Here is a 26,687-nt window from a genome sequence, read left to right on the forward strand (position 1 = left end):
ATTGCTCAATTAAAATCCACACTGCCCAGGAAGGTCTGCCCACGGCGCTGGCAGCAGCTATACGGACGCCACAACACCCAGGCGTAGTCGCCTTGCTTGGCCTGCGTTAGCGTCTCGTTATGGGGGAACACCGTGCATGTGTTGGACAGACGCGGAGTGAGCTCCTGCCACTTACCGGTCGAGGCATCGCCCTCGATTAATGCACCCGCAGGCCAGTAGCCCGCCCGAGAACTGGCAAGCAACGGCTGATACACATGCAGTTGCCCCCGGCGGGTCACGACGTCGCCCGCACGCTGGGCCACTATGGCTCCCGCCTTGTAGTCATCGGTCTGGTGCAAGAAGCCGCCGCGTGGGTAAACGTTGCCCCACAGATTCATGTCGCTGCGCGAACCCACTTCACGCTGGCCGGGAATGAGCGACTCGGGGTATACGGCCTCCGGCACGTTGTAGCGCCAGGCCAGCGTGTCCAAGGTGCTGAGCAAGTACGGCACAAAGGCTGTGCCTGCTCCCTGGCAGAAATACCCAGAACCCGCGACGAATTCGTTGAACACTTCCCCACCGGGATGACCGATCACGTCGCTATTCTTGAATTTGGCGAGATTGTTCTCGTGATCGTCGTTGGTCGTGCCGTCGCCACCGGCCTGCGCTGTGGGATTGGGCAGGCTCATGGGCCGTACTTCCACCCAGGGGTTCGCGCCAGTGTTTGAATAGCTCGACACCACCGCGTCCGGGACGTAGTGGCGCACCTTGATGGAGGTGCGTATCCGGCAACCGCCCACTCCGCAGGACAGCCAGTAGCAGATGCCGACCACACGGTATTCCAGACAGGATGGAGACAAAGTGGAAGCCACAATGGTGGCGGTGTTGAGCGCGAAGCTGGATGTCGCCGCAAGCAAGAGCGCCATGGCGACACCGAATCGCAGGTGGGGCAAATTCATGACCGTTCCTTGCTGTATTGCTCGACTCGGGTCAGCGCCTGATCGAGATTGGTATCGCCGTAGATCACATAGCGCTGGTCGACCACGATGGCCGGAATGCTCGTGATACCCAAACTCCAAGCGTCGGCCACACCTTGATAGGCCCCGGCCAGCCGTTGCTGCAACAGGGCCCCTCCTTCCTTCAAGCGGTGCTGGACCAGTTCAGCCGCTTGGCGGCTATCACTCGGAAGATCGGCCGACAGTTCGGCTTCAATGCGCGTAGGCGCATCCAACTCGATCAGCCGGTCTGGCGTACCCTGGACGGGGTGTTGACGGTCGGTAATGACCCAGACTTCCGCTGCGGTAGCAGTGCAGGCGAACAGCGCTGCAGTCAAGGCTATTGCCAGCGGCAGGCACATCGCCGGGGCACGAGGTAGAGAACGAAGCATGGAGCTGCACCCGTAGTTCATGACCTTGGTAGTGCAACGCATCGCGTTCAAAAGGGCGACAAACAATCGGAAATGAGGGGTGCCCGGTTTGAACCGTTCCTCGTGGCGTTAAGCCGCCGACTACGCAGAGTAAGCGGGAGCACTAGGCTCCCACTAGGATTATAAAGTTGCCTCCAGCACGACCTTACGCGTATGGAAGCGCCAGAAGCGATCCACCAGCCGACCCTCCAGGACACGGGCGCGAAAGCGCAAGCCTTGCGCGGTGGAGAAATTGTCCCACCCCGCTTCGTACGATGCTTCGCTGCGCAGTTCGGCGACCTCTTTGACGATCTGCTCGGTTTCTTCATCAGAAGCGACCGGGATGCACCATCTCACGTTGTCTCCCCGAACCTGTCCGGCGAGCACCAAGCGTCCATCCCTGTCACGGATGACGATCAACTCGGGCGCAAAGTTCAATGCGTCGATAGCATCGGTGAGATCAAAGTCATGTTGCGATACTCGAGTATTGGCCAACGACATGGCGTCCTGGATCAAGCCGCAGTTGCCCAGAATGAGCGTGTGAGGCGTCCACCAGCTGCCATAGACGGGATCGTCTTCGAGATATTCCACATTGCCCTGGCAAGTGATGGTGAACTGACGCCAGAACACATCCTTGCGGAGGTATGTGCCAGCTCGATAAGGGGTGGCGATGAAGGCAACACCTTCGATGTGATGAGTCTTGGGCTGCATGATGTACTCCCATATTTGAGAAGGTGCGCGAGCTCTATGCCGACCCGTGCGGGCCGGGAAAGCCCGCACGGGGGTTGAACACTGAAACGAGAAAAGTGCCACGCTGGCATAGGCGCGGCTGGGGGAACTACGACAGCAAGCCGGACTCGGCAAAGGAGTACGGTTCACCTTTACCAATGATGAAATGATCCACGACCCGGATATCGATCATCGACAAGATGAATTTCAGTCGGTTAGTGATCGCGCGATCTGCCATACTGGGCTCGGCTACGCCCGATGGGTGCTGGTGGGAAAAAATTAGAGCGGACGCATTAAGTTCCAACGCACGCTGCACCACCACGCGCGGGTAGACCGACGCCTCGCTGACCGTGCCTTTGAACAGACATTCACATGCCAGCACCTGGTGCTGACTGTTGAGAAATACCGCGACAAAGACCTCGTTGGGCTCGGCCATCAACTTCAAACGCAGATAATCGCGAACCGCCTTTGGGCCATCAAGCGTCGGACCCGCCTTGAACACGCGATGTTCCAAGAGTGCAATGGCTTGCTGGATAATCCGATCATCCTGCTGGTCGGTAAGATCAATGCTTAATTGCGCGCCGGAATCGGCGACGTTAGGGGTGGGGAACATAACAAACCTCCAATAGATAAGATCGGAGGACGTGTACCCGAGAGGGCAAACCCTCCGGGGACGATAAAGAATAATGAGTGAACAATCAGCATCCACCACCTTCGTGTCAGGTGGGTATCCGCGCAGGGGATGCGGTGCGGAACGGGGGTGCGCAATCAACGCGGCATACGCCACGCCGTAGCCTTTAAGATCGCGGGCTACCTGGGCTTGTTACCGTCTGGGACGGCGGACAATTCAGTCGTTTCTGCGAGTTCGGAGGCCGGTTCATCGGTCACAAGCAGATCCATCGCGGACAGCAGCGCGTCACCTGGAATCGGCCCCTGTAACCACAGAGATTGGCCGGTACGCTCGTCGCGCAAGTGCAGCGTCGGGGTGGCCGCTATACCGTTGCTGGCAGCACCTTGGGCTTGCGTCCGTACAATCGCTAACGGGCGCTCGCTCGCCAGGCAAGCGTATAGGGCTTCGTGATCAGGCGGGTACATGCCATCTGGCAACCCTAGTCCTTCGCCCCGCGTGTACTGATAAATCCAGGATATCGTCCGCCAATAGGCCTCGGGGCCGCCGGCCTCGCCAGCGCACTCAGCCAGCGCAGCCAGTTCAGAAGCCGCAGGCTCGTGCATGGATAGCGGCAGATGTTGCCACTGCAGGCGGATATCAGGATGCCGCTCGATCCAGGCCATCAACGGCGGGACGTAAGTCCTGCAGTAAGGGCATTCCAGATCGGCATACAGAATTAACGTAAAGCGGGCGGTGTGCGAACCATGGTGCCAAGGCGGTCCCGATACTTGAGACATTGCCGCACTATTGGCTGCGGATGGTTGAGTACCCTGCTCGATCGAGGCACTGGGAACGGAAGGACGCCAAAACACCAAAAACGTCAGCGCCATAATGACGGCAGGCCAGATCAGGCTGCGCAACGTATCGCGAAAGGAAGGCGTCGGTGGTTGCATCGTAACTCCCAGACAAGATGTAAATCGGGTGTAGATGCGTTAGTCAAACATATTGGTCTATCTACGTGGCCTAACAATGCGGCCCGCCACCTACCCCGTTCCCGTATAAGCGAGCTCGTATACTGCCAGATGCGTTAGAGTTGACCTCCCACCTACCACTCTCGACCGAGGTTGCATGGAAGCGCGGCCATAGCCTATTTCCATGGGGGCTCTTATCACTCCCGAGCACGAGAATATTAAATATCGAGCGTCCTGGTTCGTTAATTTTTCTAGACGCGATTTATTTCTGCGTTTCCACACAGCCTCGGCCAAAAGCGACCGTTGGTATTTATGAGGAACAACGCCGCAAATTTCCGCGTAGCAAGCTTATGTCCAGAAGGACAATCTGTTGAGGCTGAATCACCGTATCAATGGCTGACGAGAACGGACGCGGGCGCGCTGCTGTGCCTTCGCGGCCAACCCGTACCGTGGCCGCTATTTTCGCTGTAGCACTAGCGCGCCCTCGACAGCATTCAACAAATCCTGCGGATTAAGCTTAGCCAGGCGCTTTCCATCGACAAAAAAGGTGGGTGTGCCTTTGATCCCCACGGCGTTGACATCGGCCTCGTCCATTTTGATTAGCGCGCTAATCGCCGCCTCTTGTATGTCAGTACGTGCCCTCCCCTCATTTAGCCCGACGCGCACCGCGGCACGCCAAGCTGCCGTCACCTTGGGGTCGTCGTGCCATTCGGGCTGCGCCTCCAGTATCGCCTCCAGTACGGGTTGGAAGAGGCCTTGCTTACGCGCAGCCTCCAACATTCTCACTGTTTGCTCAGATCCTTCATGAAACAGCACATAGCGCAACACCAACCGTACGTCGTTTGGGTACTTGCTAAGGATCTGTTTGACGTGGGGATAGAAGGCGCGGCACCCTTCGCAAGAGGGGTCGAAAAATTCAACGATCGTGATGGGAGCGTCAAGCCGCCCGATCACGGGTGAATGAAAGCGCACCAGCGTTGCCAGGTCCTGTGCCGCGATGGGCGTTTGGACAGACGCGGGAACCGGTGAGTTTGCTGGCCGCAAAAGAAATGCGGCCACGGTAAACACGATAAGGGATAAAACGCAGATTGAGATAACAAGAAGACGTCGATTCATTTTTTAGAGTGATGGCGGACAAAGAGAAGGGAAATTACGATTAGCGTGAATGCAAGCAATGACAGGAACGGCAGGGGCACAGAGCCAAAGATTGTCATGCCGGCACCAGAGCAGGATGCTTCTGCCGAGCAGGCAACGATTTCAGGTTCAATCACCCGCCAGTACAACAAGGTGTGATAGCCAGCAAACCCGCCGCCAACCAATGCCAGCGGCAAAGCATAGCGCCAGCTACCGTAGTCTGTTCGGTAGCTGGCAAGGCCAAGTACCCAGACCAGCGGAAACATGAATATCCGCTGGTACCAGCACAGCACGCACGGCGTCTGCCCCAACACTTCACCGATGAAGACCGCAGACAAGGTTGAAACCAGCGCTATTACCCATGACAGCGTCAGCCAGGCCCACGCGCGTCGGGCCTGGCGCGCGGCTTGTATCGAGGCATCAATCATGACGCGCTTTCAACGGAAGACCAACGGACTATTCGGTATCCCACTTTAATGCGCATGGGTAGCATCCTCGGTTGAGGCTGGTGCCTTAAGCGAACCGATCTGCGCCGCACGCAGTTGCACATCAATCTCCCCGGCCCGCTCAAACTGTAGTGTGACCGGAACTACCTCGTCCTTGACAATGGCTTGCTTCAGCCCCAAGAACATGAGATGTATGCCACCTGGTGCCAGAATCACTTCCTTGCCGGCAGGGATTTTCACCCCATCTTTCAGATGGCGCATCCGCGCCATACCGTCAACGGTTTCAGAAATATGAATCTCAGCCTTCTCGGCCAGCGGGGAGCTCGCACCGACAAGGCGGTCGGCCTGTTTGCCGGTATTCGCCACCGTTACGTACCCACCTCCAACCCGGATTCCGGGGGGTGTCGCACGTGCCCATGCGTCGTGAACTGTAACGGTGGTGGGTTCCGCCGCCTGAGCCGTCGGAATGGTTGCGGCCAGCAGCGCGATAATCACGCAATGCCTGAAGTGTGCTCTGATCAATGGATCACCTTTAAGAGAACAAATATGGATCGAAATATAGCTTAGTCATCAAGCCGTAGTGCTCAGTCCTGGCTTCTGTAGCGCAGCAAACGTAGTGCGTTCGCCGTGACGAGAACGGTAGCGCCCGTATCCGCCAGGATAGCCATCCAAAGCGTGGTAACGCCCAGTATCGTGGTCACCAGAAAAATTGCCTTCAGGCCCAATGCTAGTCCGATGTTCTGCCAGATATTGCCCAATGTGGCGCGCGACAAGTCGATCAGATCCGCGATGCCCATGACCCGGTTCTGAAGCAGTGCGGCATCGGCCGTTTCGAGCGCAACGTCCGTTCCGCCTCCCATGGCTACGCCAACTGAAGCCGTAGCCAGTGCGGGGGCGTCGTTGATCCCGTCTCCCACCATCGCCACATGCCCATCCTGCTTGAGCCCGTCAATAGCAGCCAGCTTCGCTTCGGGCAGTAGTTCGGCCTGCACGCCGACCCCAAGCGCCCGCCCAATGGCATCACCGGTGCGGCGATTGTCACCCGTCAGCATGACGGTTTTGATACCCATATCCGCCAAGCGCTTTAGTGCCTGCGCAGCATCCTGGCGCGGCTCATCGCGAAGCGCGATTAAGCCATCAATCCGTTTTCCGGCCAATACCACGACCACTGTCTTACCCGCTTGCTCGAGCGCGGAAATGGTTTGCCGAACTGACTCCTCGATGGGAGCAAGCTCCTCGGCATAGCGCGGCGATCCAACGGAGGCGAACCCAGACTTTAGACGAGCCGTAACCGCCTTGCCAGGAATGGCCAACGCCGCGCCAAAACTCTGAGGCAGTTCCAGATTTCGTGCCTCAGCCGCCTCCACGATAGCGGCTCCCAAGGGATGGCTGGTCTTGCGCTCGACCGCTGCGGCTCGAGCCAGCACCTCGTCCTCGGTACCGTTAAGGGTCACGATGTCGGTGATGCGTGGACGTCCTTCGGTGAGTGTTCCAGTCTTGTCGAACGCGACCGTTTTGAGCTTGCCCAGTGTTTCAAGGGCTGCTCCACCCTTGACCAACAACCCACGCCGCGCCCCAACAGCCAAGCCGGAGGCGATTGCCGCAGGAGTGGAAATGACCAACGCGCACGGACAGGCAATCAGCAAAGTAGCCAGGCCGCGATAGATCCATGTCATCCAGTCGCCACCAAACAACAACGGCGGCACGATGACAATAAGCAAGGACACCACCATCGCTACTGGCGTGTAAATGCTGCTGAACCGGTCAATGAAGCGCGCCAGTGGGGCCTTGGACTCCTGGGCCTCTTCGACCATATGAATGATTCGCGCAATAGTGTTGTCGCTTGCCGCGCGCGAGATCGACATGCGCAGCTCCGCATTGCCGTTGATGCTACCGGCGTAGAGATTCGCCCCGGGCTCCTTTGCCACAGGCACCGACTCACCGGTAATAGGCGCCTCGTTCACCTCGGATATGCCTTCAAGCACGCTGCCGTCGGATGGCACACGATCGCCTGGCCTGACGATCGCGATATCTCCAATCGCCAACTGCTCTACGGGCACAGTTTCAAGTTTTCCGTCTTGCTCGCGGATGGCCTGTCTTGGCGCCAGATCCATGAGTGCCTTGATCGCGGAACGTGCCCGCCCGGCTGCCACCGTTTCGAGCAGTTCGCCCACCGCAAATAGAAATATCACTACGGCCGCCTCTTCGGCGGCGTCGATCGCGAGTGCCCCGAGGGCCGCCACGGACATGAGCGTTTCGATACTGAACGGGGTTCCCGTGATGGCACTGGCGTAGGCCCGTCGAACGACCGGAATGATGCCAACAAATGCGGCTGCGGAGTACGCCCAACGCTCCCACTGCGGGAAAAATTGCGCTATGCCAACGGCTACGGCGAACGCCAGCCCCGTCATCCACACTAACTTGGCTTTTTTCCCGGCCCAGAAAGGCAGCGACTCCCGTTCAGCGGCTGACGCTCGAGTGCCAACAGCCCCCTCGCGAACCGGTGTAAACCCAAGCGCACGGATTTGTGCTTCGATATTGTGCTGGCTACTGCGGTCTTCATCAAATGACAAGGCCAAACTTTCCCGGCCATAGCTGACATTGATATCGGTAACGCCAGGCAACCGCTTCATGGCGTTTTCTATCTTGACTGCACAGGCGCCGCAATCCATCCCCTCGATGCGTAGCTTTAGGGCTTTGGCGCTGGACATGGTGGACTCGACAAAAAATTGATAATGGCAGTATGATAAACCCCGTAGTAACTACAGGGTCAACCTATGAACCAACGCACACTGACCATCGGTGTTCTGGCTCGGGCAACCGGAACCAATATCGAAACCATCCGCTACTACGAGCGGGAAGGATTACTTCCTAAGCCCGAGCGAACCAAGGGTAACTATCGCGCTTATGAAGCCAGCCACCAGCAACGACTGGGATTTATCAGGAAGGCCCGAGACCTGGGATTCTCCTTGGCTCAGGTGCGTACCTTGTTGTCGCTCTCCGACGACAAGTCGCGATCTTGCTCGGCGATTGACGAGATCGCCATGGAGCATCGGAAGGCTGTCGAGCAGAAGATCCTAGACCTTCGCGCCTTGAAGGCTGAACTCGACAATTTGATCGATCAGTGTAGTTGTGGCACGGTGGCGGAATGCCGCATCATCGAGTCACTTTCGCCGTCAGCCGGCCTGGCGCGATAAACCCAACAGTCCAGCCCCTATCTGCATTGAGCAGAGCGGGAGGGAAAGACGTCGGCTGCTCATCACCAATACGAAATGACTGCAAAGGGTTGTCTTCTGCTTGGCACTCCGAGCAATGCCCGCCAGATCAAATCGGAGCCAGTAGATGGCGGGTTATCGCGCCGTATTATTGCCAGAGGTTCATGCTTTTTCGTTATTAGGCTGCTGCGCTTAACTTATATCAGTTCAGTTGTACCAGGGAGCCCCCGCCAAACCCCGCATCCTAGCTTAGCCACTCCCATTTTGCCCTAAGCTGATCAAGCGGATGACAATCAGTCCTGCATGGGCTCCCATGACAATGAATCAATTCCCCGAGCCCGATCAATCTTTTCGGATACCTTGATCGCGGCGTCCAGTTCGCTGATGCCGTGCTGCTGCATGAGTTGGAATCGTTCCGCCTTCTCCTCCGGTTCCGTCTGGGCCAGAGCCAGATACAGACTCGGCGGTACAGCACGGAACAATACCTCCATACTCTTGGACAAGATCACGCCTTCGGTGAATTTCCCGGCCTCCTTGCGTGCCGACAGCATCAGCGCCTTCTGTGCGGGTGAGAGCTCACGGAACCGCGCGATCTTCTCCACCTCATCGGGCGGCATCGACAGGCAAATCCACCACTCGATCATATTAAGCATGGGCTCGGCGGCTTTGGGCAGGTCATCGACGTTTTGCGTGGCCAGCCAGAACCAGGCGCCCAACTTGCGCCACATCTTCGTGATCTTAACCACGTAGGGCGCCAGCAGTGGGTTTTTGGTAATAATGTGGCCCTCGTCGGTGACGTTGATAATGGGCCGTCCGAGAAATTGATCGCGCTCGGCGATGTTGTTGACGGTGCTGATCAGCGAAATATAGGCTATGGAAAGCTGCGCGTTGTACCCCTCGCGGGCGTAGGTCGCCAGATCGACCAGGGTAATGTCTGCTTCGGGCCAGGGCGTGCCGGGCCGGTCGAACATCTCGCCGTCGGCGCCCTGGCAGAACATGTCCATGGCGTCAGCCATCTCCAGCAGTCTGGCGCGGCGCATTTCGGGTAATGTGCTGTCCTGGCCGCGTTCACGTAGCGCATCGCGCACGTCTCGTGTCAGTACCGTGCGCTGCTCGCCACCTTCCCTGTGGCAAAGTCGAGCGGCATCCAGGATGCACTGACGTATCAACGAGCGATCCGCCCTCGTCATACGGGCTTCTTCCTTGTCCTCACCGCCCGTAATCATCAGCCGTGCGGTGATTTCCAGCTCACCCAGCACGTCGCGTTGCTCATCCGCGCTCGTCTCCGCGATGCCATCAGCAGTCGGTTCGCCATCAAGGGCGTCCGCATCCAGCGTCTGTACGTCGCTGGGCGTCTCGATCAGGCGCCGAGCATCCGCGAACGGTGCCAAGCTAATACCAACGCCGGGCGAGAGTTTGACGCGGTGGACCGTGAGACCCAGCCTTTTGGCGAATTCGCTGAACAAGCCGAAGGAGTTGCCGGCCTCCACGATGAATAGCCTTGGCCGGTAGATGGCCGTGACCTGATTGAGCAGGTTGTTCAATGTGGCTGACTTACCCGATCCGGTCGGGCCGAACAGGAACAGGTGAGCATTCATCTGTCGATCAAGCCGGTTCAAGGGATCGAAGGTGATCGGCCCGCCGCCGCGGTTAAAGAAGGTAATGCCGGGGTGTCCGGTGCCCTGGCTTCGACCCCACACCGGCGCAAGATTGGCCGCATGCTGAGCGAACAGCAGTTGCGTATACCATTGTTTGCGGTCGAGCGTCGGGTTGTAGAGGCACGGCAACCAGCGCAAATAGGTGTTCAGCGGTGCCACCTCATCTTCTTCACGTACAGGCTGCAATCCCGCGTTAAGCATCACGTTCGCCAATTGCAGGCCACGATGATCAAGTTCTGCCTCATCACGGCCACGCAGGTAAAAGGCCAGACTGCCTCGGTAGAGTTTGTGGGCGCTACCAATCAGAGACCGGGCCTCGTGCACATCCCGCAGTGTCTGCTCCGAGGCCAGGGTCTCGCCCACTGCCTTCTTGGCCAGGTGATTCAGATGGGTCTCCAACACATCTTGGGGGGTGGCGATCACGGTTAAGCACATCACCGTGTCTTCGGGCATCTGGTCAAACAAGGTGTTAATCGCATCGCCCTTGCGGGTTTCGCCCGTCAGGTGTCCCGTTGTCGGCGGCGTGCGCAAACGATCGGTGACCATGACTCGGTGCGGCAAGCCGTCGAAGTACCACAAGCCTTGGGACACATCCGAGCGCGGCTGGCCGAAGAACAATCGTTGGCTGAAATCCCGACCGCTGGCCAACTCGATGTCGTCGGGTTCTTGAGTTGGCGGATAGGCGGTCAGTTGGTAAAAGCGCGCGCGGTCCTCGGCCGTTGGTCCCAGTAGCAGAGGCTGAGGGTTAAACCAGCGCAGCAGCCAGTCGTGGATCTGCGGCGCATCCAGGCGATGGGCCTGGATACCGGCATTGCTCAAGCCACCGGCCAGACGGTCGCACACGATGTTCAGCGCCTGTGCGGGTGTCTGGCCCCGCCGTGCGGTTTGCCCCGTGACGCGGCGATAAACCACCATTCGCACGCGGCGGCTTTGGCCGCGCCAGGGCAGGCGTGTGACCACCGTATCCTCGAACAGCCCACCAGGCTTGGATACCGCTCGCAGGTGATGCGCGAAAAATCGCAGGTAAAAATCGGTAAAGGGCGTGCCCTGCGCACGCGGTTGCACATAACCTTGCAAGGTCTTCAGATACTCATCGAAGCTGGTTTCGTCTTGGGCGTAGAGTTGCAGGACCCACGGATTTTCGTCCAGTTCGTCAAAGCTGTCTTGCAGGGCGTTCTCCAGCGCATCGCGCGCCTGAGCCAGCCATGCGGCCTCCCGGCCTTCGGTGCCCAGCGGGATCAACTCAAAGAAGGCGGCCACCGATTGGCCATCCTCCAACAACATGCATCTGCTGTCGGGCAGATACTCCACCCACGGCAGCAGTTCGACAAAGGACGGCGCCACGCCGTACAACGCCTCTTCGTTCCCCTGTGTCGCAGGTCGGTTGCGGTGGACCGCCCCACCCGGCTCGGGGATACCCGCCTCGTTCAGAGCCTGAATATGGCGCTGCCAGCGATCGGGCTGATCGGCGTTGGCAACCTCGTCATCAGGGCTGGCGCGCTTATGCCACGGAAACCGACCTGCCATTAATAAGCCTCCACGCGTTCGCCCGGCATGGCGTACTGCACCCGCTGATAGAGCGGGAAGACCGTGCTGTAGCCGGGAACCGGCACGGGGTCGGTGCCCGCCAGGTGCGGGAACACGTACATCACCAGATCCGGGTTGGGCAGGCGGTGGAACTGGCGCTGGATTTCGTTGGCGGCGGTGCGGGTGTAGCTTGCCTGTACTGTCGGGGCAGCGCGCACATCGACTTCGGTCAGTGGCCTGCGCAGGCTTTGGCGCACATCGAGCAATTGACGGTGTGCCACCTGGCCGCTGCCGCCCTCACCCGCCTCCTGGTGCCAGATATCCTGCATGGTCCGGCCACCATGCGGCAGCAACTCGTCCTTGTGGGTGGCGCACCCGGCGAGCGTGACTACTGTAATGACCAGCAGCAAGGGCTTAATCGAGTTCAAGCGCATGGGCTTCTCCTATACGGTGATCGACCCGGCGCCCTTGCGGCTCATAATCGATGGCCAGAGGTTTTTCCAGATGGACGGCCACCTTGGCGCCGGGCTGTACATACACAGCGGCGAAGGCTTGACCGTAGAGCTTGTTGACCCACTGCGACATGTCCCGCACGCCACCGGCCAGAATCTGACCCATGGCCTCGTTGCCGGTAATGCCTGTGGTGCCAATCGATCCGTCGGCCCCCACGTAGGACATCCGTCCGCTGTCTGAATCGATGAGCGATGCCGCGCCCGCACCGGCGGCGGTAATCAAAGCCTGCGTACCCAAGTACTGCTGAGCATTGCTGCGTCGATCGCCCGACACGCAAGGAATACCGAACGGGTCGCTAATCCAGCCCAGGCCATCCTCCTGGTTGTTGCGCTGATTATTTCGCTCGCTGTCTTTAGGGATGGTGCGAATCGTACCGTCATGAAAGACAAACGTGATGCTGCGCACCTGTCCGCGCACACATGACAACGTCCAGTCGCCCGAGGCGGTGCCGCTGAACACAGCCCCCGCCACATCGGGAATGTCGATGCCGTTGGCGGTCAGATTGTCCGGCCCGACAATGACCTTGAAGGGATACGGATCGTTGACCGTACCGTCGATGGGCACGCGGCCAATCAACGCCGTCATGGCGACTGAGCCCATCAAAGTTGAGTTGGTCGGCACCGTATAGACCGCCTTGGCGGAGCTCACCCCGGCAGCCTTGGCACCGGCGTCGGCCACGCGGCCGACGGTGGTTTCCAGTGTCTTTTGCGCGGGGCCGAAACTCGTTGGAAAACTCAGACTACTGCTGCGATTGCGGCCATCGACCTGCTGGGCATCATCCGGTTCAATCCAGCGGATACCGGCACCTGCCCCAAAGCCATCCGCATCCCCCTCGCGCAGACCCAGACCGACGGGCAGATCGGTATTACCGAGACTTTCCAGACGGCGCTGCAAGTCCTGCAACAAACCTTCGGTCTGCTGGCGTTCGTTGGCAAGCTTGGCCTGGTCGCGTTGCAGGGTGCTGCGTTCCGACTCCAGTGCGGAATTGATGCGCTGGTCAATGGCGGTCTCGCGCTGGCGCAGACGCGCGTTCTCGCTGCGTTGTGTCTTGTTGTCGGCCTGCGCCGTCTGCAGTTCGGTGCGCATCTGCTTGACCTGCGCCACGAGCGTCGCCACAGTATCGTGCGGAGTATCGCCCTCGATGCCCAGCGCCTGCATCTCTTCGGGCGTGAGCTGACTGCCGGAACCCGCAGCGCCTGAACGGGTCGTGTCGCCACCGGATAGCAGGCGGATACCCGCAAAAAGCACCAGTAGGGCCACCGGAATCATCAGCCACTTGAGAAGTCCGTTACTGCGCATGGCCGTCTCCTTGCGCTTCTTGCATTAGATGGGGCAGATGCACCGCTGGGTCAAAACGCTGAATGGCGGGCAGCAGCGACTTCGCCAGCCCATGGCCACGGGTTACCACGTACACGACCGTCGTATCCTCGGGCGTACCGTGTGGCCCCAAGGCCGAGTGCTGGAAGGTGGCGGTGAGAAAGTCGCCTTGCAACGCACGCGGGTCCAGTTCCAGCCAGCCGCTGTTGATATGGCTCACGCGCACCGCCGTGACCCACTGATCTTCCAACCGCCAGGACGCCAACGCGACCGCGCGTATCGGCAAAGTCGGCAGCAGCGTGTCCAGGTTCAGGTCACCGCGTAGGTTCACGCGCATGATGCCGGGTACGGCCTCCACGGTACGCAGCGGTGCATACAGGCTTTGTGCGGCATGGCGCGTGAGCACTACAGGCACCGGGGTTTCGCGCCGCGAGGACTTAGCCGAGGCTGTCTGTGCGCCAATAGCGTTGCCCACCGCCTGCTGACCGTAGCGCTCGGGTGTGATACTCCCCTCGACGATCTGCACCGGCTCCAGTGCAGGCTCGCCGTCCTTGGCCGGTTGCGCGGCAATGTCCAGCAGAATCAGTTCCCCGGTGTCCGCGTCTTGCAACTGCAAACGAGTGGGCTCAATGGACTCATTGGCCCGCAGGTAGACCGCGCCACCGGCACTTTGCACCCGCAGGCGCTCCCCCATGCTGGCGGGCACGCCAACGCGCACGTTGCGGTCGATAAACACAATGCGCTCCTGGCCGACGACCAGCGGCACGGCCAACGGCAGGCGTTCCCAACGCAGGATTTCCACCGCCTGGGCAGGAATAGCCATCATCCAGGCCAAAACGCCCAACCCAGCAAGAACTCGATGTTTGAAGCTCATTGGGAATCTCCTTGCAGTCCCAGGCCGCTACGCGCTGGGGTTTCTGACGCTGGCACGGTAATTCGCTGCGGCGCGCTGTCATAGCAGTCCAGCACCAGCCCGAACGGGTTGCGGGCCGGATCAACGTCCGCCCGCGCCACCTTGATGGGGTAACGCACCAGCGCCCGCTTGACCTGCTCGGAACCGTGATACTCGTCCGCGCTCAGGTCCAGCGTTACGATCCAGTCGTCGTCAGAAATCACCCGCACGCGAGCGCTCGGGTTCTCGCCATAGCCGCGACCGGGGATTTCATAGAGGCCACGCACGCGCTGGCGCAGCTCGCCGGTGCTGCGGCGGTACTCGAAGTCGGTCCGCAAAAATGCCCGGCAGGATGGCGTCAGATACGGCGACAAGACATGCAGGTTGCGGGCGTAGTCCTCTTCGCCATTGGTCGGCCAACGGTTAAGCTGCTGGAACACATAAAAAGTGAAGGCATAGACCGACTCGGGTGGTACTTCCCACCATTTGCGGGTGCTGCCCGATCGCAGATCAGGCGGCACGTGAATGGTCAGATCGCGCGGGGCGCTCCACCACCCGCCACCCATGACCAGCGCCACCACCAGCAGCGCGACTGCGCCGATGCGCAGGGTTTTGATATGCGCCTGCAGGTGCGCGACTTCGTTTTTGAAGCGGCTCATTGCACGCCCCTTCGGACTGTCCAATAGCCGGTGCGCGTGACCAACGCATGGCCGCGCACCCAGCCTGCCAGCAACGGGTATGAGATCGCGATGCGCCATTGCAATTGCCGATACAGCCACGTGTCGGGCCTGCCGCGCTTCTTGCGGCGCAGAATTCCACCACCGACGAACACGCCCAAGGCAATGCCGACGACAATGAAGGTCGGTGCCAGGGCAATGGTCGAGAAAAGCCAGGACAACGGCGCACCCGTCAATAATCCCACCGCGCCCGACAGCCCGCAGCACATCCACAGCTCGTCCGCCGTCAAACCGCGTACCACGACCGGATGGCGATTAAGACGATGCGGCAGAAACGACACGGTGCCATCGGACCGGATGTGCTGGTGCTCGGACATGGGCCGTTTCCTTACAGAACTGTCGTCGCTTCGGTGAGCAGCCAGATACCGACCACGAGCAGCACGGCACCGACTGCAACACTCAGGCCAAACTGGCCCCAAGTCTTCCTGCCCGTGTGGATTTCGGCGTACGTACCGTAGGCGTGGTAGCAGACACCAATAAACATGGATGCGACGACCAGTAGCGCCACCAACAGCACGATGTCGTAGCCGTAGTTGCGGATGGTCTCCATAATGCCGCCGCCGGTGCCGCGCGACGGGTTTTCCAACGTGGGCAAGCCCTGGGCGAACGACAGCCCAGGTAGCGCGAGCGCGCTCAGAGCAAGCGTTAAACGGAGAACAAGGCGGGGGTATGACAAGCGAGTCTTCATGATAGATCCTTGAGTCAGGACAGGAGGAAAAATGTCAGCACGACGTATATGGCGAGAAAGCGCACCACGACGCCCAGGAACTGACGCTGGTTGATTCGGCTCTCTGCCCAGCCGACGTAGGCCGTGCGAATGGCCCAGGCCCCCCACAGCAAAAGCACTGCGAACACAAAGCCGACCAAGACGGTCGCCATGATGGCTGGCGTAATACTGCTATTGACCTGAAAGGCGCTGATCTGAGCGGAGGTCATGGCTGGGCCTGCGGCAACGGGTTGTGCTGGGGCGCACGCTCACTACGGTAATCCCCCGCCAACTCGGTAAGATCCCGCGGTTGAGCGCGCGATGGGGTGAGATGAGACTGAATGCCGGTACGCACACGGGCCAGGTCGGCCAGCAAGCGCGGATAGTCGAAGTGGTAACGATCACCCGGCACGATGGGCGTGGCCGCTGCACTGTGTGCCACGAATCGTTCCAACGCATCAAGTTGGCGCAAGACCGCAGCCAGGTCTTGCCGCTGAGCTGGCACATCGGCGTGAGCCGCAAGCGGCACGGCCAAGACCGCTGTGAGCAGGAGAGACACGCCGCCGTGCACGGCGCGACACCGAATCGAGAGCACCATCGCCCCATCCCTTCGTTAGATCAACAATGGAATGATCGTGACGTTGCAAGCGCAATCAGGCTGCAAACAATAGGAACTGGCGGGCGTCCGGTTTTGGCGAATCAGGCCATCTACGGCAAGAACTGCGTCGGTATAATACAAAATGTATCGGCACACGTGAAATGCGAGGAAATATGAACGATTCCGTGGTTTTGCAGGAAATAATATCCAATCTCGAAAGCGTAGATCGCTCATGGAGCCAAGAGGAAATCAACCGTCCCTTAGACAAACTAACATCGGCGATCGCAACAGTGGCGCGCTCCCACGGTGGGTCGTGGTTAGGATGGCAAGCACTTGTTTACTATTCAGGGTTCCAGCCCCCACCACCGGGGCACCACTTCAGTTCTGAATGGGGGAAGGACACCTCTTTATCCATGAGACTGGGCTGAATACACGCATGAGACGGTCGTACTGCATATAAACGAATTGGCTGATCACCCAGACTTGGGCCATGTACAGCAGCTCGCTGGGGAAACAGCCAGTACTTTTGACTCAGCAAAGTTGGAGATTGAGTCAATGCTCCGAGCGCTAATTTCCAACACAAGTGATAAATATTACGAATCCCTATTGGACGAACTTCTTGGGATAAAAATTTTGCGTGGAGATGTTTTTATCGCCATGCGGGCACCAAAAAGGAATTTCACTACTCGGGATATGCTTGCGGTTAATCAAGGCATTTGGACCCCGCCTCATTGTTCGGTGGAAAGCCAGGTTTTTGAAATGCTTGGCCCTAAGGCGGCTTGCGCTCTGCTATTACCTCTTGCAAAAAAAGCACACTCCTACCTCTTACGAGTCAAAACACGGATGGAAAAACAATCTCTGGTTGGAACAAATGTTTTTATTGGCCACGGTAGATCGAAAGTCTGGCGTGACTTGAAGGACTTCATCGTTGAGCGCATGAGATTGCCTTATGATGAATTTAACCGAGTCCCGGTAGCGGGAATCACAAACACCCATCGGCTGAACGAGATGCTCGATGCTGCAGCCATCGCGTTTGTTGTTATGACTGCCGAGGACGAACAAGCCGACGGGAAGATAGAGGCAAGAACGAACGTCATCCACGAAGTCGGCCTTTTCCAAGGACGCTTAGGTTTTACCAAGGCGATTGTCCTTCTTGAGGAAGGGTGCGAAGAATTCAGCAATATTCAAGGACTTGGACAAATTAGGTTTCCAAAAGGAGATATCGCTTCAAAATTCGAGGACATTCGATTGGTTTTAGAACGCGAAGGGCTAATTCAGATTTAGCACCCTGACCAACGACCCACTGGCCCTTGCAATGCTGGCGAGAAGCCACCGACTATAAATACTTCTTAAAGCTCCCCGCTGTCAGGTTCACCGCCAGCCCCAGTAGCGCGGCGCTGGGCAGTAGGATTAATAGAGGGTGTAGAGATATAGGCAACGCCAGATAGACCACCCAGGGCAGTACGGCCAGCGGCATCAGCGACGCTTTAGCGCGGTGGTAAAAGAACCCCGATTCACGACCCGCGCCGAACTTTCGCACGTCACGGCGTACCAATCCATCGACCAGACCAACGAACGCCGCCAGCAGGATCAACGGCAAGGTTAGCACCAAGATCAGTAATCGCACCAAGAAAGTGAGCGTGGTGAAGGCCGCGGCAATCAGGTAACGCTCCGACCAGACGTAAGCCTGGCTCAGGTAATAGCGAAAGTTCTTGGTACCGCTTTGACTCGGAACGCGGGCACGATCGGCAGTGTGGCTCATCCGGTCACCCACGCCGGTTTTCACAAAAATCCATTCATGGCCGGTGTCCACCAACTGGTGTGCGGTACGCCCAGGCTCGCGCACGATGACGCTACGTCTGAAGTGGCTTGATAAGTGGCTCAACTCATACTGCAGCATCGACTGCGAGTGGCGCCAACCCTGCTCCTTCCAGAACAGGTGCATACCCACACACTCGACCAGGATGGAAATTAGCAGTGACCCGATTAACACGCCGAAGAGCTGAAGCGGTAAGCCTATGATGCTGGCTAACACCCCCTGACGGCGCTTTTGCTGTTGTTGTGCCGTGGATGCTGCATCGCTCATGGCGCTGCCTCATTGTCCTCGGCGCTGCCGCTTGCCGCATCCACGGGCTCGTCGTCCAGCAGCGTATCGGGCAGCGATTGCTCCTGCAACCCAGGGATGCCGGTATTTTCCCACCACTGACCGGTTTCTGTATAGCTCTGGCGCATGTACTCGGCGAGCTGCTGCAAATCCTGCGGCATGTTCTCGTCGGGATCAGGCGCTGGCAACGGCATACGAACCTTCCAAAGTGCCCCGCCCTGCATCAACGCGAAACACTGGCCTTTGGGGAGCTGGACGATATGCGCGGGTTCGATCATCGGCACACTGGTCATGCTTATGCGATCCTGAGTGTTGCTGGTAAAGTCGGTTTTACCGTGAATATCAGAGCTGTCGGTGGCGCCGCTAACGACCGTGGTGGTGTAGACCTCAACCTTGGGTAATTGCTTGGTCAGTAGCTCGGCCGTCGCCGTCTCGCGCACGCGCAACATGAATAGATTGTTGAAGTTGCCGATCACTTGACCCGCCTTGGCGCGATTGCCAAGACGCGCTTCAATGTCAGACAGAGTCTGCGTGTAGGCGGTGACCTGAATGCCAGCCCCGCCTCCTTTATTGATCATCGGGATGAATTCATCGCCCATGAGTTCGTTGAATTCGTCCGCATGCAGGTTGATCGGCACCTTCTGACCCGCATTGGCCCCAGGCAGGCCATCGTCAATGCCGAACTTGTAAATGTGGCCCGCCACCGATACCAAGTCAGAAAACATGGAGTTACCCACCGCCGCGGCGACCTCGGCATCGGACAGCGCATCCAGACCCACATAGACCACCGCCCGTTTGCGGATGATTTGCATCCAGTCGAAGATTGGCCTGGGGTCGTTCAGGTCCGAGTAGTTTGGCGCGAGTAGTTGAGCGATCTTGCCGCTGGTGAGCTTTTCCAGCAGGGGTAAGAGGCTTGCCACGATCTTGTCGAAATACGTCTTGTCGTAGCGAACGGCGCTACGCAGACCGTCCAGTACCGGGTCGTAGTTTCGCGCTTGGCTCAGGTACTGCTCCAGCGCGACCACACGCTTCTCGCGTCCGATCATGTTCCTGGGGATGTTCCTGTCGTTTAGTCGTGCTTCAAGTTGAACTATGACCTCCCAGGCTTTGGGTTCGGTCTTGGCGAAATAATGCTGGGCATACTCGATGAACAGCGCATCGATGTTGACCACGTGCCGTTGGATCAACAGATAATCCGGGCGCTGTCCCAGTTCGATCAGCGCACGCGCGACGATATTGACGAAGCGCCAAGCAAATTCTCGGAACGCCGCCGAGTTGCCCTCGCCCGAGAGCTGGCCCGCAATGCGGGTGGCCACTTCGGAAATCCGTCCGAATCGGCCAACCGCGTTGTAACGCGCGGATATGTCCGGCCAACCTAGGTGAAACACATAAAACTCGCCTTCTCGCCCGGCGCGTTTGGCCTCCACGTACATGCGTTTGAGCAAATCGGCATCGCCCTTCGGATCGAAGACAATGACGACCTCATGTTCACCCACGTGGTTCTTGCGTCGAATGTCCTGGGTGATAAAAAGCTCAGCTAACCGCGTTTTGCCCACCCGTGTGGTGCCCAGCACCAACGAATGACCGACGCGTTCCCCTAAGGGCAGGCTGACGTCCACTTCATGCGGCTCGATGCCATGCAACCGCGGCAAACCGCCGACCGGCGGCAGTGGGCGCACTGGATTCAATGGCACATCCCATGCCGTAAGCTGCGCCAAACGAGATAAGGGAAATGGCGCGAACTCCAAACGTTCTTCCAAGCGCCGCGCCAGTCGATAAGCCGAAGTCGGCTCGACGTAGCGGCGAAAATCAGGCCGGTATGTCTGCGTCAGCCTATGCGTATGCTTCTGTTCCCACAAAAAGCCCTTGCCGATGAACAGCCGCTGCTGGCTGACCGGCACATCGCGGCTGGTCATCACATAACGTGGCAGACGTCGAATGTTGCGGCGGTAGCGCAATATCGCCTGTGCCTGTCGAAACCGAATGGCACCGAAGACAGCGAACGCCAGAGCGCTACCGATACCAATATCTAGGTTCAGCGCGAGCGCCCACGGGGCCACCACGCACAAAATCGCGGCGCCGGTACAGACCGCCACGGTGTATAGCTCCACGGCGGGACGCAGCAATACCTCAACCGGCTGGGTCTGCGCCATATTGTCATTGCTCGATGCCAGTGGCCGTAATCAATGCGGGATAGTGGTGCAGACCCAGCCGCTCGGCCAGATCGTCAGCCGATACAGGCCAGAGCTGCAGGCCGGGAGCCAGCGTCCGCAAGCGCTCTAGTCCTTGCATCGTCTCGACATTGACCACGAGACCCGCCGCATTGCGTTCGTGCAGACTTGCCGCATGGCGACGCAGCCAGGCATGCGACGTCTCATCGTCGCCAATTAAGAAAAACGGCTGTAGGCCCGGTGCCTCAATCACCCGACGCACAACCGCGCCCGGCGTGAGCTTCGCGCTACGCACGGGCAGCATCTGGGCTTCACCGTCGATGGTTGAAGGCAGCTGGGGAATGGGAACAGGTGGACGCTGTATGCCGCTGGTGCGCGGCTGCAGGTTAAGCGCTTCGTAGTACGGTAACGCCGATACGCCACCGCGATCTTCCACCACAATCAACGGTTCGGCTGCTTGTAGGGCTGACAAAGGTGTGGCGGTGATCAGGACGCACAGGCCGAGCACGGCCAGAGCAATGGATTTCATTGTGAACTCTCCAGATAGCTGGCGCGTGACGCGCCGGGCGAACCCTGCACACGGTTCAGGTGCCGGGAAACGCTGCGCCGATAACGCGCCGCCGGCTCTCCGCCTGCTGGACGGTGGTAACGACCCATTGCCAACAGCCAATCCTCACCCGGCTTGTACTGCTCAAGCAGAATGGCGGCGGCAATTGCCAAGTTGGCGTAGGGGTCGAGCAGGTCACACGGGCGGTTGTAGCGGTGTTTCTGATAGCCCAGGTTGATTTGCGCGAGGCCCACATCAACGCGGGTGGGCGCAGCCTCCCTCAGCGTCTGGAGCAGAGCGGTGCAAGCCTCGGCGCGCGTGGCATAACGGTACGACTGACCCGCTACATTCAGCGACCAAGGCCAAGGGATGATGCGGTTGTCGCGGCGGATGCCGCTTTCTTGCAGGGCCACGGCAAAGAGCACCGTCGATGGGATGCCTACTCGCTGAGCTGCCAACTGATAGGCGGGAGGGGGGACTTCCTGAGCATACCCGTGACTGGTGAGCAGACCAGCCGCCAACAGCAGCACCCACAGGGGCTGCACCGGGCTTAGGGTTGTCGCTGCCATTGCCCATTCACCTGAAGCACAACGGCAGGCAGGTCGCCAGACAGACCGAGCGACAGCCAACGCCCCCCGTCGTGATTTAGAGTGATAGTGCCGCTGCGTACCCTGGCTGGGTCGATTTGCATACGTTTGGCCAAATCACGGATGCGGGCATCATCCTGACGACTACCGACCATATAAAGGTCAAAATCACTGCCTGCCGCCTGCAAACGCTGCACGAGCGAACCGCAGCTTGCGCACTCGTCCTTCACGAAAATCGCCATGCGCCCGCTGCCTGCAATCGACATGCCGCCAGGCGTTGCATCGGGAAGATTAACCCGCGGCAAGCCGGGGTGTAGCCTCTGCCACGCGTCGTCGTAGGCGCGTTGGTAGGCCAGCAACTTCTCGACGCGACGTGCTTCCGCCTGTACCTGTAGTACGGCATAACGCCGCCGCTCCTCCTCCGAACGCGCTTCAACGCCCAGGGCCGAAAGCGGATCAAGGTTAGGCGAATAGATCCCCAAAGGGCCATCCATCAGCTCTTCAAAACGTGCCCACTCCTCTGCACCCAATCCCCAGTCCCGTGCCAGGCGTTCGTCGCGGCTTTGTTCGATCTGACTTTGACCGGTGCGCGATGGCTGCATGATGGAGTCTTGCTGGGAGGCTGGTTGGGCCGACACCCACTGGGGCAATCCTGCGAATAGGGCAAGCGCCAAGGTGATCTGTGGTTTCATGGCTTGGCTCCGGATCAAGGGATGACCAGACGGCGGGTCTGTTTACCGTTTTGGAACACGGCGGTGTTCGCCTCAATGGCTTGCAATCGCCACTGCCCCACTGCTTCGCCGGGCAAAACCACTTGAATCTTGTCCGCTGTCAGCTCACCCTTTACAGGCGCGACAGAAACGCTGCGCTGGCCGGCCCGCATTTCTGAACCGACGACACGAAACGGAAACGGGGATTGCCGCGCAGTCGCAGCCACAGACGTGACGGGTTTAGTTGGTGGCGGCGGCACTGCCGGAGCGGGTTGTGAGCGGATTTTGAGCTGCTCGACTTCGGTATGCAGTGCCCGTAACGCCTCTGCGTCCGAACGGTCGGCCAGCGCCTGCTCCATTCGAGTAAGACGTGCATCGAGGTGTTGGCGCGTCTCGTACAGTGAGGCGACTGTCGCGGATTCGGGCTGGGCGTCGAGCATTTGCACCCTTTCAGCCAATTCGACGATCCGCGCCTCCAGCACCTGAACCTGTCGCAGGCCTGAATCGACATGCGCCTGCTCAGCGAGGCCTGTCATGGCACGATACCCAATTCCGACCAGTATGCTGAGTGCGACCAACCAGACCCAGAGCAGGCCCTGCAAGCCTACCGCGACCGTGCCACGCAAGGTATTCTTTGCGCCCTTCATGCCCGAACTCCTGTCACCGAGACGGGAAAGGTCAGTACCGGCTCGCTGGCAGGCATGCCACTAGTAGGCTCCTGCTCGATATCACTGGGGTTGGATCGAACAAAGCAGATTTGCCGTGCCACCTCGTCGACTTGCAGCTCCCAGGCGGAACCCGCCAACGTCAGCAGCGCATCGCGCAAAGTCATTGGCCCTAAATGCAAATGGGCCAACGGTAGAGGTAGCGCGTAGAGTTCGGTGGTCGCTGAGTCAAACTGACAAAGCTGATAGCCGCTGCGTTTCAAGACATGGCGCAGGCCGTCGGCCACCGATGCACGAGCATTCTCAGGCATGGATACATCGACGGTCTGCAAAAATAGGTCGCGCTGCGCCGCCGTTGGCGCAAGCTCGACCAAGGTGTAGCGACCATATCGCATAACCGGAATCAGCTCTGGCGGTGCTGGTTCAGAAGCCTCAGAGGGCACTGCCATCAGGGGCTGCGGTTCAACGGGCTCCGACATGGTGGTGCAGCCACTTGCCAAAGCTACTGCAGTGAGCAGGCTGCAACCAAAAAAGCTTCGAGAGGGGATGAATGATTGCATGGCAGGGGTTCAGCTCTCTTATACGGAGGAACTGATACCTTCGCCGGTAGGTCGGGTAGGGTCAGCAATCAATGCGAACTGGCTGCGTGCCGCATTTTTGTCAGCGGCACCTGTTATTGTTAATTAATACCTACTAATTACTCCCAGAGGGGATATTGGATGGATGCGTTAGAGCAGAAGTGGAACGTAATTGAAAAAGCTCACAATTTTCACTTCTCATGGTGAGCTACGCTGTAGCATGCTGACTGTCCGATGATGCAGGGCACGTAGAAGTCTATCTCAATGTCGCCCTGCGACCGAGGCTGTGTGAAAACGCTCGCTCGTCAAGGACGTCTGCAATATCGACCTCTCAGATTGCCGTAAGATCGATTTTCTTGGCCTCGGCAAGGGGTCAAGGACCCTTGAAATCGTCAGTGAATCGCGTTTTCACACAGCCTCGGTCGAAAGCGGTAGGTACGAATTCAATTCTAACTGTTGTGACTGTACGTGCCACATCGGCTCTGAGTCAGCACAACTGACGAAACAATTGTTTCATTCTCACAAAGAAACCCGGCGCCCATCAGGGCGCCGGTGTGAAAAAACAATCAGGCCGCGACAAGCTGCCTGGCCAATGCTACTTCGACGGAATCACCGTCCGGATTCAGTACATCAAGCCCAGACTCTGGCACGTCTCCCGACGTACTTTGTGAGACCAGGATCTTCTTGGCCATGAGGGTTAGGCACGTCATCTGCGATGTGGCTGCATAGCCCAGATAGATCACCCGCACGGCTAGCTTTTGGCCGATACGCCATGAACGGCGTGCAGCCTGCTGCAGGGTGTACACGTTGTAGCCCGACTGCATGAATACAATCGTGGGGAACTCCAGAAGATCCAGCCCCGTCTTGACTAACTCGGGATTAGTGATGAGGACATCGATACCCCGATCAAGCTGCTCGGCAATCCAGTCCTCCCGGCGTGAAGCATCTACGCTTGCGCGCAATACCGCCACCTTGAAACCTTCCTGCTCCAGCAATATCTTCAGACGCGAGGTGGTGTCGCGTGTGCCGGTATAAACGGAATAGACCAAGGTTTTACGTCCTGCAGATTTTTCCTCCCTGCAGATGTCGATCAGCTCGCGCTCCTTGGGCATGATTTCCAGTTCGTTAAACTGAACTGGTGTGAACGCTAGCACCTGACGGGTACGCGGATGACGAACTGTTTCCGCTCTGAAGCAACAGTCGGACCAGGCCAGCAATACATTAAGTACAACGCCCAGCAAGGTGGTATCCCGCTTGCGCAGGGCTTCTTTGAGTGCCGAAGTCAGGTTTGCAGCCAGACTGCTGTAGGTATCGCCTTGTTCGGCATCCATCTCGACTTCCCGAAATTCCTCGACATACGGCGGCAGTATGCCCCCCATATCGCGAAGTTTTAGGAATATCGTGTACGGCAGGATGCAACGCAATACGCCCTTCGGACCAAAACCTGGGGCTTTGACCGTTCGTACTGAAACCTTGCTGCCCTTGGCGGTCTTGTGGGCCGGCCCGTCGGTCTCGGAGAAAATGTCTTTCAGAACGCCATGATCCCGCATGAAGGCCATCGCGGCCGAACTCATGCTGCCGCTGCTGCTTGGACGGTAGCCATCTTCAATCATTCGCCCAGGCAATGCCCGGAATAGAAGGTGAAAAAGATCGTCCGCGTAGCCGCCCATGAGCGTGCCGGTTAACAGCACCGTCTTACGGACCTTGGCCGCAATCACCCCCATTGCCTGACCTTGCGCTGAACCGCCTGTCTTGTACTCATGCGCTTCATCAGCGATAAGCAAGTCGAACGTGCCTTGTGGCAAGTAGCGTTTGACATACTCGGAGGCCTGATAGCCACCTTCACCAAAGCCGAACTCCATACTGGACATCGCGCGTTCCATCCGTTGCGCTTGCCGATCAGAGAACACCAGCTCTCCTCGGTCATCCATCAAATTGATGAAGTTGTGGAGATTGTCCCCGAGCATCGAGGCCAGGAAGCTGTCACCGAACATCTTCATCAGTTTTTGTGCGGTAGCCTCACCGATGGTTGGAATACGCTTTAAAGCGCGAAGCACTGCTGAGGATTGATCGTTGCCGGATAATGTTCTAGGACGCATCAACGTCCAGAGTGCTTCGGTGCAGACATTGCACTTACGACGAGTTTCTTCGGCCTCCAGCTCCAAGGCATTGATTGGCTCGCCATCGAGGTCGGTGATTTCCGTCCCACAGTGTGGGCAGGCCCCGATGACGCCATCGCGTGTCCGTTTACGCATAAATGCGGGTTTCCAGTGAAAACCCATGCGCATACGGACCCGACCAATAATGAAAAACTCCTGACCCGTCGGCTCCTCGCCCATTTGCTCGCGCAGCTTGATGAGCTTGAGCAAGGTATCGGGGCCATTGAGCACCCATACCTTGGCGCCTGCGACGGTTTCCAGAATTTCCCGGCGCCACTTGTAAACCAGATGGGGCGGGCTCAGAACCAGGGTGCGGCGATAGCCTTCCGCATTGAGAACGGCTGCCAGCGCAATGCCGACAATGGTCTTGCCGGTGCCCATCTCGCCATTGATGATCGCGGCGCGTTCGCCTTGATTCACCAATAACTCCGCTGCCGCATGCACGACTTCGGCCTGAGCCGGGAAAAGCTGACGTTTGAGGGCTGCGAGCACCAATTGACGCTCGGGCCGAGGCGTACCGTTATAGACAGGCGGGTTGGCCCGGTTCAGGCTGTCCAGCAGTTCGTCGCCGAACTCCTCGACGAAGTCCTGCAAGCTGAACGACAGTTCCGACTCTGCGACATCTGCCTGCTCGTCGGTGTGGATGGTTTCTGCGACAGTTGTCGCTTCGAGTTGCGTATTCATGGTGATGCTCCATAAAAATGGGGCATGCACCTCCCCCAAGGGGCG

The 26,687-nt window shown here is 58.6% G+C and carries 28 protein-coding genes; 2 read left to right on the plus strand and 26 right to left on the minus strand.

Annotated features, from left to right (window positions below; genetic code table 11):
• Positions 1–5 precede the first annotated feature (5 nt).
• The 9 genes from C8R14_RS00330 to C8R14_RS00370 all read right to left on the minus strand — a co-directional run bounded on the left by C8R14_RS00330 (position 6) and on the right by C8R14_RS00370 (position 7,985).
• Positions 6–938, minus strand: a complete 933-nt coding sequence (locus tag C8R14_RS00330; protein ID WP_011633209.1) for a TIGR03756 family integrating conjugative element protein — start codon at positions 936–938, stop codon at positions 6–8.
• Complete coding sequence (locus C8R14_RS00335) at positions 935–1,366, minus strand: TIGR03757 family integrating conjugative element protein (RefSeq protein ID WP_011633210.1); 432 nt, start codon at positions 1,364–1,366, stop codon at positions 935–937. The genes C8R14_RS00330 and C8R14_RS00335 overlap by 4 nt, the downstream gene beginning before the upstream one ends.
• Positions 1,367–1,525: 159 nt before the next feature.
• Entirely contained in the window at positions 1,526–2,095 is a 570-nt protein-coding gene (locus tag C8R14_RS00340) for a hypothetical protein (RefSeq protein WP_011633211.1), read from the minus strand.
• 127 nt (positions 2,096–2,222) lie between these two features.
• Positions 2,223–2,726 carry a JAB domain-containing protein gene (locus C8R14_RS00345; protein ID WP_011633212.1) on the minus strand — a complete coding sequence of 168 codons (504 nt, stop codon included), beginning with the start codon at positions 2,724–2,726 and terminating at the stop codon, positions 2,223–2,225.
• Positions 2,727–2,923: 197 nt separating this feature from the next.
• The gene (locus C8R14_RS00350) at positions 2,924–3,595 is read right to left on the minus strand and encodes a DsbA family protein (protein ID WP_242500235.1); all 672 of its coding nucleotides are present in this window, start codon (positions 3,593–3,595) and stop codon (positions 2,924–2,926) included.
• Positions 3,596–4,150: 555 nt separating this feature from the next.
• Complete coding sequence (locus C8R14_RS00355) at positions 4,151–4,810, minus strand: DsbA family protein (RefSeq protein WP_011633214.1); 660 nt, start codon at positions 4,808–4,810, stop codon at positions 4,151–4,153.
• The gene (locus tag C8R14_RS00360) at positions 4,807–5,256 is read right to left on the minus strand and encodes a disulfide bond formation protein B (protein WP_011633215.1); all 450 of its coding nucleotides are present in this window, start codon (positions 5,254–5,256) and stop codon (positions 4,807–4,809) included. The genes C8R14_RS00355 and C8R14_RS00360 overlap by 4 nt, the downstream gene beginning before the upstream one ends.
• A gap of 45 nt (positions 5,257–5,301) precedes the next feature.
• A complete protein-coding gene (locus tag C8R14_RS00365; protein WP_011633216.1) occupies positions 5,302–5,796 on the minus strand; it encodes a copper chaperone PCu(A)C in 495 nt (164 codons plus the stop codon).
• A gap of 62 nt (positions 5,797–5,858) precedes the next feature.
• Positions 5,859–7,985, minus strand: a complete 2,127-nt coding sequence (locus C8R14_RS00370) for a heavy metal translocating P-type ATPase (RefSeq protein ID WP_011633217.1) — start codon at positions 7,983–7,985, stop codon at positions 5,859–5,861.
• A gap of 66 nt (positions 7,986–8,051) precedes the next feature.
• Between C8R14_RS00370 and C8R14_RS00375 the strand changes: the two genes are divergently transcribed.
• A complete protein-coding gene (locus tag C8R14_RS00375; protein ID WP_011633218.1) occupies positions 8,052–8,471 on the plus strand; it encodes a MerR family transcriptional regulator in 420 nt (139 codons plus the stop codon).
• Between the two features lie 311 nt (positions 8,472–8,782).
• Here the strand turns inward: C8R14_RS00375 and C8R14_RS00380 are convergent, their stop codons facing one another.
• The 9 genes from C8R14_RS00380 to C8R14_RS00420 are packed head-to-tail and all read right to left on the minus strand — an operon-like array spanning position 8,783 to position 16,398.
• Entirely contained in the window at positions 8,783–11,674 is a 2,892-nt protein-coding gene (locus C8R14_RS00380) for a conjugative transfer ATPase (protein ID WP_011633219.1), read from the minus strand.
• Positions 11,674–12,108, minus strand: coding sequence for a TIGR03751 family conjugal transfer lipoprotein (locus tag C8R14_RS00385; RefSeq protein ID WP_011633220.1), 435 nt, complete (start codon positions 12,106–12,108; stop codon positions 11,674–11,676). The genes C8R14_RS00380 and C8R14_RS00385 overlap by 1 nt, the downstream gene beginning before the upstream one ends.
• Positions 12,089–13,486, minus strand: coding sequence for a TIGR03752 family integrating conjugative element protein (locus C8R14_RS00390; protein ID WP_011633221.1), 1,398 nt, complete (start codon positions 13,484–13,486; stop codon positions 12,089–12,091). Before C8R14_RS00390 ends, C8R14_RS00385 begins: the two co-directional genes overlap by 20 nt.
• Positions 13,476–14,378 (minus strand): TIGR03749 family integrating conjugative element protein, encoded by a 903-nt coding sequence (locus tag C8R14_RS00395; RefSeq protein ID WP_011633222.1) that lies wholly within the window; start codon positions 14,376–14,378, stop codon positions 13,476–13,478. Before C8R14_RS00395 ends, C8R14_RS00390 begins: the two co-directional genes overlap by 11 nt.
• Entirely contained in the window at positions 14,375–15,055 is a 681-nt protein-coding gene (locus C8R14_RS00400; RefSeq protein ID WP_011633223.1) for a PFL_4703 family integrating conjugative element protein, read from the minus strand. The genes C8R14_RS00395 and C8R14_RS00400 overlap by 4 nt, the downstream gene beginning before the upstream one ends.
• A complete protein-coding gene (locus tag C8R14_RS00405) occupies positions 15,052–15,450 on the minus strand; it encodes a TIGR03750 family conjugal transfer protein (RefSeq protein WP_011633224.1) in 399 nt (132 codons plus the stop codon). The genes C8R14_RS00400 and C8R14_RS00405 overlap by 4 nt, the downstream gene beginning before the upstream one ends.
• Positions 15,451–15,461: 11 nt before the next feature.
• Positions 15,462–15,821, minus strand: coding sequence for a TIGR03745 family integrating conjugative element membrane protein (locus C8R14_RS00410; protein WP_011633225.1), 360 nt, complete (start codon positions 15,819–15,821; stop codon positions 15,462–15,464).
• A 14-nt stretch (positions 15,822–15,835) separates the two neighbouring features.
• Entirely contained in the window at positions 15,836–16,069 is a 234-nt protein-coding gene (locus tag C8R14_RS00415) for a TIGR03758 family integrating conjugative element protein (RefSeq protein ID WP_011633226.1), read from the minus strand.
• The gene (locus C8R14_RS00420; RefSeq protein WP_441338199.1) at positions 16,066–16,398 is read right to left on the minus strand and encodes an integrative conjugative element protein, RAQPRD family; all 333 of its coding nucleotides are present in this window, start codon (positions 16,396–16,398) and stop codon (positions 16,066–16,068) included. Before C8R14_RS00420 ends, C8R14_RS00415 begins: the two co-directional genes overlap by 4 nt.
• A 504-nt stretch (positions 16,399–16,902) precedes the next feature.
• Between C8R14_RS00420 and C8R14_RS00425 the strand changes: the two genes are divergently transcribed.
• Positions 16,903–17,721: a TIR domain-containing protein gene (locus tag C8R14_RS00425; protein ID WP_207204479.1), complete on the plus strand. Its 819-nt coding sequence runs from the start codon at positions 16,903–16,905 to the stop codon at positions 17,719–17,721.
• A 52-nt stretch (positions 17,722–17,773) separates the two neighbouring features.
• Here the strand turns inward: C8R14_RS00425 and C8R14_RS00430 are convergent, their stop codons facing one another.
• The 8 genes from C8R14_RS00430 to C8R14_RS00465 all read right to left on the minus strand — a co-directional run bounded on the left by C8R14_RS00430 (position 17,774) and on the right by C8R14_RS00465 (position 26,642).
• Positions 17,774–18,523, minus strand: a complete 750-nt coding sequence (locus C8R14_RS00430) for a TIGR03747 family integrating conjugative element membrane protein (RefSeq protein WP_011633230.1) — start codon at positions 18,521–18,523, stop codon at positions 17,774–17,776.
• Entirely contained in the window at positions 18,520–20,694 is a 2,175-nt protein-coding gene (traD, locus tag C8R14_RS00435; RefSeq protein WP_011633231.1) for a type IV conjugative transfer system coupling protein TraD, read from the minus strand. Before traD ends, C8R14_RS00430 begins: the two co-directional genes overlap by 4 nt.
• Positions 20,695–20,698: 4 nt before the next feature.
• A complete protein-coding gene (locus tag C8R14_RS00440) occupies positions 20,699–21,241 on the minus strand; it encodes an integrating conjugative element protein (RefSeq protein ID WP_011633232.1) in 543 nt (180 codons plus the stop codon).
• Positions 21,238–21,828: a transglycosylase SLT domain-containing protein gene (locus tag C8R14_RS00445; protein WP_011633233.1), complete on the minus strand. Its 591-nt coding sequence runs from the start codon at positions 21,826–21,828 to the stop codon at positions 21,238–21,240. The genes C8R14_RS00440 and C8R14_RS00445 overlap by 4 nt, the downstream gene beginning before the upstream one ends.
• Complete coding sequence (locus C8R14_RS00450; protein WP_011633234.1) at positions 21,810–22,538, minus strand: TIGR03759 family integrating conjugative element protein; 729 nt, start codon at positions 22,536–22,538, stop codon at positions 21,810–21,812. The genes C8R14_RS00445 and C8R14_RS00450 overlap by 19 nt, the downstream gene beginning before the upstream one ends.
• A 14-nt stretch (positions 22,539–22,552) precedes the next feature.
• Positions 22,553–23,203, minus strand: coding sequence for a hypothetical protein (locus C8R14_RS00455; protein ID WP_011633235.1), 651 nt, complete (start codon positions 23,201–23,203; stop codon positions 22,553–22,555).
• Complete coding sequence (gene pilL2 / locus C8R14_RS00460) at positions 23,200–23,670, minus strand: PFGI-1 class ICE element type IV pilus protein PilL2 (protein ID WP_441338200.1); 471 nt, start codon at positions 23,668–23,670, stop codon at positions 23,200–23,202. Before pilL2 ends, C8R14_RS00455 begins: the two co-directional genes overlap by 4 nt.
• A 695-nt stretch (positions 23,671–24,365) precedes the next feature.
• The gene (locus C8R14_RS00465; RefSeq protein ID WP_011633237.1) at positions 24,366–26,642 is read right to left on the minus strand and encodes a DEAD/DEAH box helicase family protein; all 2,277 of its coding nucleotides are present in this window, start codon (positions 26,640–26,642) and stop codon (positions 24,366–24,368) included.
• Positions 26,643–26,687 lie beyond the last annotated feature (45 nt).

Origin of the sequence: Nitrosomonas eutropha (assembly GCF_003201195.1) — a bacterium.
Taxonomy (GTDB): Bacteria; Pseudomonadota; Gammaproteobacteria; order Burkholderiales; family Nitrosomonadaceae; genus Nitrosomonas; species Nitrosomonas eutropha.

What these genes read in the sequence shown, in the direction of transcription:
- C8R14_RS00330 (WP_011633209.1), bottom strand. Translation starts at nt 938, where the DNA reads ATGAATTTGCCCCACCTGCGATTCGGTGTCGCCATGGCGCTCTTGCTT.
- C8R14_RS00335 (WP_011633210.1), bottom strand. Translation starts at nt 1,366, where the DNA reads ATGCTTCGTTCTCTACCTCGTGCCCCGGCGATGTGCCTGCCGCTGGCA.
- C8R14_RS00340 (WP_011633211.1), bottom strand. Translation starts at nt 2,095, where the DNA reads ATGCAGCCCAAGACTCATCACATCGAAGGTGTTGCCTTCATCGCCACC.
- C8R14_RS00345 (WP_011633212.1), bottom strand. Translation starts at nt 2,726, where the DNA reads ATGTTCCCCACCCCTAACGTCGCCGATTCCGGCGCGCAATTAAGCATT.
- C8R14_RS00355 (WP_011633214.1), bottom strand. Translation starts at nt 4,810, where the DNA reads ATGAATCGACGTCTTCTTGTTATCTCAATCTGCGTTTTATCCCTTATC.
- C8R14_RS00360 (WP_011633215.1), bottom strand. Translation starts at nt 5,256, where the DNA reads ATGATTGATGCCTCGATACAAGCCGCGCGCCAGGCCCGACGCGCGTGG.
- C8R14_RS00370 (WP_011633217.1), bottom strand. Translation starts at nt 7,985, where the DNA reads ATGTCCAGCGCCAAAGCCCTAAAGCTACGCATCGAGGGGATGGATTGC.
- C8R14_RS00375 (WP_011633218.1), top strand. Translation starts at nt 8,052, where the DNA reads ATGAACCAACGCACACTGACCATCGGTGTTCTGGCTCGGGCAACCGGA.
- C8R14_RS00380 (WP_011633219.1), bottom strand. Translation starts at nt 11,674, where the DNA reads ATGGCAGGTCGGTTTCCGTGGCATAAGCGCGCCAGCCCTGATGACGAG.
- C8R14_RS00385 (WP_011633220.1), bottom strand. Translation starts at nt 12,108, where the DNA reads ATGCGCTTGAACTCGATTAAGCCCTTGCTGCTGGTCATTACAGTAGTC.
- C8R14_RS00390 (WP_011633221.1), bottom strand. Translation starts at nt 13,486, where the DNA reads ATGCGCAGTAACGGACTTCTCAAGTGGCTGATGATTCCGGTGGCCCTA.
- C8R14_RS00395 (WP_011633222.1), bottom strand. Translation starts at nt 14,378, where the DNA reads ATGAGCTTCAAACATCGAGTTCTTGCTGGGTTGGGCGTTTTGGCCTGG.
- C8R14_RS00400 (WP_011633223.1), bottom strand. Translation starts at nt 15,055, where the DNA reads ATGAGCCGCTTCAAAAACGAAGTCGCGCACCTGCAGGCGCATATCAAA.
- C8R14_RS00405 (WP_011633224.1), bottom strand. Translation starts at nt 15,450, where the DNA reads ATGTCCGAGCACCAGCACATCCGGTCCGATGGCACCGTGTCGTTTCTG.
- C8R14_RS00410 (WP_011633225.1), bottom strand. Translation starts at nt 15,821, where the DNA reads ATGAAGACTCGCTTGTCATACCCCCGCCTTGTTCTCCGTTTAACGCTT.
- C8R14_RS00415 (WP_011633226.1), bottom strand. Translation starts at nt 16,069, where the DNA reads ATGACCTCCGCTCAGATCAGCGCCTTTCAGGTCAATAGCAGTATTACG.
- C8R14_RS00430 (WP_011633230.1), bottom strand. Translation starts at nt 18,523, where the DNA reads ATGAGCGATGCAGCATCCACGGCACAACAACAGCAAAAGCGCCGTCAG.
- traD (WP_011633231.1), bottom strand. Translation starts at nt 20,694, where the DNA reads ATGGCGCAGACCCAGCCGGTTGAGGTATTGCTGCGTCCCGCCGTGGAG.
- C8R14_RS00440 (WP_011633232.1), bottom strand. Translation starts at nt 21,241, where the DNA reads ATGAAATCCATTGCTCTGGCCGTGCTCGGCCTGTGCGTCCTGATCACC.
- C8R14_RS00445 (WP_011633233.1), bottom strand. Translation starts at nt 21,828, where the DNA reads ATGGCAGCGACAACCCTAAGCCCGGTGCAGCCCCTGTGGGTGCTGCTG.
- C8R14_RS00450 (WP_011633234.1), bottom strand. Translation starts at nt 22,538, where the DNA reads ATGAAACCACAGATCACCTTGGCGCTTGCCCTATTCGCAGGATTGCCC.
- C8R14_RS00455 (WP_011633235.1), bottom strand. Translation starts at nt 23,203, where the DNA reads ATGAAGGGCGCAAAGAATACCTTGCGTGGCACGGTCGCGGTAGGCTTG.
- pilL2 (WP_441338200.1), bottom strand. Translation starts at nt 23,670, where the DNA reads ATGGCAGTGCCCTCTGAGGCTTCTGAACCAGCACCGCCAGAGCTGATT.
- C8R14_RS00465 (WP_011633237.1), bottom strand. Translation starts at nt 26,642, where the DNA reads ATGAATACGCAACTCGAAGCGACAACTGTCGCAGAAACCATCCACACC.